Source organism: Enterobacter cloacae complex sp. 2024EL-00227 (assembly GCF_043945315.1).
Lineage (GTDB): Bacteria > Pseudomonadota > Gammaproteobacteria > Enterobacterales > Enterobacteriaceae > Enterobacter > Enterobacter roggenkampii.
Genome location: NZ_JBIMQP010000018.1, coordinates 60,657 through 67,627 on the forward strand (window position 1 = coordinate 60,657; position 6,971 = coordinate 67,627).

General features: G+C 55.8%; 6 protein-coding genes. 4 read left to right on the forward strand and 2 right to left on the reverse strand.

Annotation, left to right across the window (positions count from 1 at the left end):
• Positions 1-7 precede the first annotated feature (7 nt).
• The 4 genes from purB (at position 8) to ACHH0Z_RS22400 (ending at position 4,850) form a co-directional block, all read left to right on the forward strand.
• Entirely contained in the window at positions 8-1,378 is a 1,371-nt protein-coding gene (gene purB, locus ACHH0Z_RS22385; RefSeq protein ID WP_045406600.1) for an adenylosuccinate lyase, read from the forward strand.
• A gap of 123 nt (positions 1,379-1,501) precedes the next feature.
• On the forward strand, positions 1,502-2,173 hold the full coding sequence (gene phoP / locus ACHH0Z_RS22390; protein WP_025911763.1) for a two-component system response regulator PhoP: 672 nt from the start codon (positions 1,502-1,504) through the stop codon (positions 2,171-2,173).
• Positions 2,174-3,637, forward strand: coding sequence for a two-component system sensor histidine kinase PhoQ (gene phoQ, locus ACHH0Z_RS22395; protein ID WP_008500759.1), 1,464 nt, complete (start codon positions 2,174-2,176; stop codon positions 3,635-3,637). It abuts the gene before it with no gap.
• 91 nt (positions 3,638-3,728) lie between these two features.
• Positions 3,729-4,850, forward strand: a complete 1,122-nt coding sequence (locus tag ACHH0Z_RS22400) for a cupin domain-containing protein (protein ID WP_032663761.1) — start codon at positions 3,729-3,731, stop codon at positions 4,848-4,850.
• Positions 4,851-4,887: 37 nt separating this feature from the next.
• On the opposite strand, the gene ACHH0Z_RS22405 is transcribed toward ACHH0Z_RS22400, so the two are convergent.
• Positions 4,888-5,433 (reverse strand): transposase, encoded by a 546-nt coding sequence (locus ACHH0Z_RS22405; RefSeq protein ID WP_102046743.1) that lies wholly within the window; start codon positions 5,431-5,433, stop codon positions 4,888-4,890.
• Positions 5,434-5,528: 95 nt separating this feature from the next.
• Positions 5,529-6,752 (reverse strand): peptidase T, encoded by a 1,224-nt coding sequence (gene pepT, locus ACHH0Z_RS22410; protein ID WP_395149565.1) that lies wholly within the window; start codon positions 6,750-6,752, stop codon positions 5,529-5,531.
• Between the last annotated feature and the right edge of the window lie 219 nt (positions 6,753-6,971).

Consider the following 6,971-nt stretch of genomic DNA (forward strand, 5'->3'; position numbering starts at 1 on the left):
GCGAATTATGGAATTATCCTCACTGACCGCCGTATCCCCTGTCGATGGACGCTACGGCGATAAAGTCAGCGCGCTGCGCGGGATCTTCAGCGAATATGGTTTGCTGAAGTTCCGTGTTCAGGTTGAAGTACGCTGGCTGCAAAAGCTGGCCGCCCAGGCAGCAATCAAGGAAGTTCCTGCTTTTGACGAAAAGGCAAACGATTACCTTGATAAAATCGTTGCCGAGTTTAGCGAACAAGACGCCGCGCGCATTAAAACCATTGAGCGCACCACCAACCACGACGTGAAGGCGGTTGAGTACTTCCTGAAGGAGAAAGTGGAAAGCGTTCCTGCGCTGCACGCCGTGTCTGAGTTCATTCACTTCGCCTGTACGTCTGAAGACATCAACAACCTCTCTCATGCGCTGATGCTCTCCACCGCGCGCAAAGAGGTGGTGCTGCCTTACTGGCGTAAAATCATCGACGCGGTGAAAGCGCTGTCCGTGGAATACCGCGACATTCCGCTGCTCTCCCGTACCCACGGCCAGCCAGCCACCCCATCCACGATGGGTAAAGAGATGGCGAACGTCGCGTACCGTATGGAGCGCCAGTACCGTCAGCTGGAACAGGTTGAAATTCTGGGCAAAATCAACGGCGCGGTCGGTAACTATAACGCCCACATCGCCGCGTATCCGGAAGTGGACTGGCACCAGTTCAGCGAAGAGTTCGTGAACTCGCTGGGCATTCAGTGGAACCCGTACACCACCCAGATTGAGCCGCACGACTATATTGCGGAGCTGTTTGACTGCATCGCGCGCTTTAACACCATCCTGATCGACTTCGATCGTGACGTGTGGGGCTACATCGCCCTGAACCACTTCAAGCAGAAAACCATCGCCGGTGAAATCGGCTCTTCCACCATGCCGCACAAAGTGAACCCGATCGACTTCGAAAACTCCGAAGGTAACCTGGGTCTGGCGAACGCCGTGCTGCAGCATATGGCGAGCAAACTGCCGGTATCCCGCTGGCAGCGCGACCTGACCGACTCCACCGTACTGCGTAACCTGGGCGTGGGCATCGGCTACGCGCTGATCGCGTATCAGTCCACGCTGAAAGGCGTGAGCAAGCTGGAAGTGAACCGTGACCGTCTGCTGGATGAACTGGATCACAACTGGGAAGTGCTGGCGGAGCCGATTCAGACCGTGATGCGTCGTTACGGCATCGAAAAACCGTACGAGAAGCTGAAAGAGCTGACCCGCGGCAAACGCGTTGATGCCGAAGGTATGAAGCAGTTTATCGACGGTCTGGCGCTGCCGGAAGAAGAGAAAACCCGCCTGAAGGCGATGACTCCGGCGAACTACATTGGCCGCGCCATCACCATGGTTGACGAGCTGAAATAATCCCCTCTCCCCCCTTTCCGCCCGGAAAGGGGGTTGCTTTTCCCCGGTTTACTCAATGTTTATCCCCACAGCAACATAATCAGCGTTAAACTATTCATACTATTTATTCTGGGAGAAAAGATGATGCGCGTACTGGTTGTTGAGGATAACGCATTGCTACGCCATCACCTGAAGGTTCAGCTTCAGGAGATGGGACATCAGGTGGACGATGCTGAAGATGCAAAAGAAGCCGATTATTATCTCAATGAACACCTGCCGGATATCGCCATTGTCGATTTGGGGTTGCCTGACGAAGACGGCCTGTCGTTGATTCGCCGCTGGCGCAGCCACGATGTTTCCCTGCCGGTTCTGGTGCTGACCGCTCGTGAAGGCTGGCAGGATAAGGTTGAAGTGCTCAGCGCGGGGGCAGATGATTACGTCACTAAGCCGTTCCATATTGAAGAGGTGGCGGCCCGCATGCAGGCGCTGCTCCGTCGCAACAGCGGGCTGGCATCGCAGGTTATTTCCATCCCGCCTTTCCAGGTCGATCTCTCCCGCCGCGAGCTCTCAATTAACGATGAAGTCATCAAGCTGACCGCATTCGAATATACGATTATGGAAACGCTGATCCGCAACAGCGGCAAGGTGGTGAGTAAAGATTCTTTAATGCTTCAGCTCTACCCTGACGCTGAACTGCGCGAGAGCCATACCATTGACGTGCTGATGGGACGACTGCGTAAGAAAATTCAGGCCCAGTACCCGCAGGATGTGATTACCACCGTCCGCGGTCAGGGCTACCTGTTTGAATTACGCTAAATGAGACGGATTTTGCGTCATCTTCTGCCCCTCTCACTGCGGGTTCGTTTTTTACTGGCAACGGCTGCGGTGGTGCTGGTGCTGTCGCTCTCCTACGGCATGGTCGCCCTGGTGGGGTACAGCGTCAGCTTCGATAAAACGACCTTTCGTCTCTTACGCGGCGAAAGCAATCTGTTTTATACCCTGGCGAAATGGGAAGATAACCGAATCACCGTCGAAATGCCGGAAAACCTTAATCAGCAAAGCCCCACCCTCGCCCTGATTTACAACGAAAAGGGAAAGCTGCTGTGGGCGCAACGCGACATTCCGTGGCTGGTCAAAAGCATTCGTCCGGAGTGGCTTAAAACCAACGGGTTTCACGAAATTGAAGCCGATCTCAACACCACCAGCTCGCTGATCCGTGAAGATCGTTCCCTGCAGCAAAAGCTGAACGAGATCCGCGCCGACGACGCGGAAACGGAGATGACGCACTCCGTTGCGATTAACCTTTATCCGGCGACGCTAAACATGCCGCAGCTGACCATCGTGGTGATCGACACCATTCCGGTCGAGCTGAAGCGTTCTTATATGGTCTGGAGCTGGTTCATCTACGTTCTGGCGGCAAATCTGCTGCTGGTGATCCCGCTGCTGTGGATAGCGGCGTGGTGGAGCCTGCGCCCCATTGAATCACTGGCGAAAGAGGTTCGCGAACTGGAAGAACATCATCGCGAAAAGCTTAATCCGGAAACCACCCGCGAGCTCACCAGCCTGGTGCGTAACCTCAACCGCCTGCTGAAAAGCGAACGCGAACGCTATGATAAATACCGTACGACGCTTACCGATCTGACCCACAGCCTGAAAACCCCGCTCGCGGTGATGCAAAGCACCCTGCGTTCCATGCGCAGTTCGAAGCTGAGCGTCGACGATGCCGAGCCGGTGATGCTGGAGCAGATCAGCCGTATTTCCCAGCAAATTGGCTATTACCTGCATCGCGCCAGCATGCGTTCCGGCAGCGCCCTGCTGAGCCGCGAGCTGCATCCGGTCGCCCCGCTTCTGGATAACCTTACCTCCGCCCTCAACAAGGTGTATCAGCGTAAAGGGGTGAATATCAGCCTCGATATCTCGCCAGAGATAAGCTTTGTGGGTGAAAAAAATGACTTCATGGAAGTGATGGGCAACCTGCTGGATAACGCCTGCAAATACTGTCTGGAGTTCGTGGAAGTGTCGGCGCGCCAGACGGATAACGAACTGCATATCATCGTGGAGGATGATGGCCCGGGGATCCCGCGCAATAAACGTGATGTGGTGTTCGATCGCGGTCAGCGCGCCGATACGCTACGTCCTGGCCAGGGCGTTGGATTAGCCGTCGCCCGGGAGATTGTCGACCAGTATGACGGGAAAATCGAAACCAGCGAAAGTTTGCTGGGCGGCGCGCGAATGGAGGTCATTTTTGGTCGCCAGCAGCCGACATCGAACGATAGTTAACCCGTTATGTGAAAAATGCGAGGATCTCGCAGCCGGGGGGCTGAGCTTCCGTTATAATCCGAGTCAGTAAGAGCCTGCGGAATAAAAAAATATGGATTATCACTTAACGCTTAACTGGCCCGAGTTTATTGAACGTTACTGGCAAAAACGCCCGGTCGTTCTGAAACGCGGGTTCAGCAATTTTGTCGACCCTATCTCGCCTGACGAGCTGGCCGGTCTGGCCATGGAAAACGAAGTCGACAGCCGCCTGGTCAGCCACCAGGACGGGAAATGGCAGGTTAGCCACGGTCCTTTCGAAAGCTACGATCATCTCGGTGAAAACAACTGGTCGCTGCTGGTACAGGCGGTCAACCACTGGCACGAGCCGACGGCCGCCTTAATGCGTCCGTTCCGCGCCCTGCCCGACTGGCGCATGGACGATCTGATGATCTCCTTCTCCGTGCCGGGCGGCGGCGTGGGTCCGCATCTGGACCAGTACGATGTGTTCATCATTCAGGGTACGGGCCGCCGCCGCTGGCGCGTGGGCGAAAAAGTGCCGATGAAGCAGCACTGCCCGCATCCGGACCTGCTTCAGGTTGATCCGTTTGACGGGATTATCGACGAAGAGCTGGAGCCGGGCGACATTCTCTATATCCCGCCGGGATTCCCTCATGAAGGCTACTCCCTGGAGAACTCCCTCAACTACTCCGTCGGGTTCCGCGCGCCAAGCGGCCGCGAGATGATCAGCGGATTTGCCGACTATGTTCTGCAGCGCGAGCTGGGCAGCTATCGTTACAGCGATCCCGACGTGCCTGCGCGTGAGCACCCGGCAGACATCCTGCCCGCGGAGCTGGATAAGCTGCGCGGCATGATGCTGGATCTCATCAACGAGCCGGAACATTTCCGTCAGTGGTTTGGCGAGTTCATCAGCCAGTCCCGCCACGAGCTGGACGTTGCGCCTCCGGAGCCGCCGTATCAGGCGGACGAGATTTACGATGCGCTTCAGCAAGGCGACAAGCTGACGCGCCTGGGCGGGTTGCGCGTGCTGCGCATTGGTGAGGACGTGTTCGTCAACGGCGAGAAGCTGGACTCTCCGCACCGACCGGCGCTGGAAGCGATTGCCAGCCATCTGGTGCTAACTGCTGATACCTTTGGCGATGCGCTGGAAGACCCGTCCTTCCTCGCGATGCTGGCCGCGCTGGTCAACAGCGGGTACTGGTTCTTTGAGGACTGAGTCGCTTTAGTGCCCGGTGGCGCTGCGCTTACCGGGCCTACGGGATCGAGCTTTTGTAGGCCGGGTAAGGCGTAGCCGCCACCCGGCTTTTCACTTCCGCTCCCCCCGCGGCAAAATCCTCAATCTCTCCTGCCCAATCCACCGGATACAACCCTTCAGCCACGTCCCGATGAAACGTTGAATACGGCCAGTCGCTGACTTTACCCACATAGCCGTGCTTCAGCGGATTGATATAAATGTAATCCACATGCCGCCGGTAGTCCTCTTCGTTGCGGATGGTGTGCTCCCAGAATCGTGGCTGCCAGATATAGCGCATGTCGATGCTGCGGCTGAATGTCTTTTTGATATCCCGCCAGCGGGCGGAAAAATCACTGTCCCCGTCCGGTAGGGTCCAGATACAGTGCATATGTTCAGGCAAAATAACCCACGCGTTGATGGTGAAGGGCTTCGCACGCTTAACCGTTGAGGTGGCGGAACGGAGGTTATCGATATGGCGGGTAAGCAAATCGCTCTGACGGTTTTGCAGGTTAACGGTGAAAAACCAGGTGCCACCGGGGACGTAATGGCGACGGTAGTTTGACATGGGCACTCCTTGCCTCATTGCCGGGTGGCGGCTTTGCCTTACCCGGCCTACATTCGGATCGTAGGCCCGGTAAGCGCAGCGCCACCGGGCATTTTTTAGCGTTTAGCGGTCAACTCAGCTATCCGCACTATCACCTTCACCGCCTTTTCCATCCCTTCCAGCGTCACAAACTCATGTTTACCGTGGTAGTTATAGCCACCGGTAAACAGGTTCGGGCACGGTAGTCCCATAAACGACAGCTGAGAACCGTCGGTACCGCCGCGAATCGGTTTTAATATCGGTTCAATATCGCAGTCGCGCATCGCCTGCTGGGCGATATCGAGAATATGCGGATGGGCCATCACCTTCTCGCGCATATTGTAATAGCTGTCTTCGATGATGAGCTCGATATAGCAGTCAGGATGCAGGCCCTTGCCCACCTTCTTGGCGATCTCCATCATCTTACGCTTGCGCGCCTCAAAGGCTTTACGGTCAAAATCGCGGATGATGTAGTGCATCTGCGCGCTGTCCACGGTGCCTTTGATGCTGGTCAGGTGATAGAAACCTTCATACCCTTCGGTCTGTTCGGGGCTCTCTTCCGCCGGGACTTCTGCATGAATACGCGACGCCAGCGACAGCGCGTTGACCATGACGCCTTTGGCAGAGCCTGGGTGAACGTTGTTGCCGACAATTTTGATCGTGACTGACGCGGCATTGAAGTTTTCATACTCCAGCTCACCGACGCCGCCACCGTCGACGGTGTAGGCCCACTGGGCGTTAAAGGCGTCCACGTCGAAGTGCTTCGCGCCCTTGCCGACCTCTTCATCCGGCGTAAAGGCCACGCGGATATCACCGTGCGGAATATCGTTGCCCTTCAGCACCGCCAGCGCCGTCATGATCTCCGCGATGCCCGCTTTGTCATCCGCCCCCAGCAGCGTTTTACCATCGGTGGTGATCAGCGTCTGACCGAGCAGCTGGTGCAGCACCGGGAACATCACGGGCGAGAGCACTTCGTCGCCAATGCCCAGCGCAATGTCGCCGCCGAGGTAGTTTTCAACAATCTGCGGGTTCACATGTTTACCGCTAAAATCCGGAGAGGTGTCGACATGGGAGATAAAGCCAATCGCCGGGATATCCCCGTCGACATTCGCCGGCAGCGTTCCCATCACAGTGCCTTTCTCGCTTAACGTGACGTTGACCAGCCCCATGGCGTCAAGCTGCTCTTTAAGCAGGTTTAATAGCTTCCACTGGCCTTCGGTGCTCGGCACCTGGCGAACACCCGGCTTAGATTGGGTATCCAGCGAAACGTACTGTAAAAAACGCTCAAGTAATTTATCCATGCAGTCACCCTCACTTTTTGTGACAACATTATCAATAAGCATCAAAACGCAAATATTGCGTCAGGTCACTTTTATCCCGCAAACGAGAATATTTAATGAGATGGTCACTCCCTCCTTCCCGGTACTATGCTGAGGACAGGCTTTCATTCGGAGAACTATCATGGAAAACATTGCGCTCATTGGTATCGATCTGGGTAAAAACTCTTTCCATATTCATTG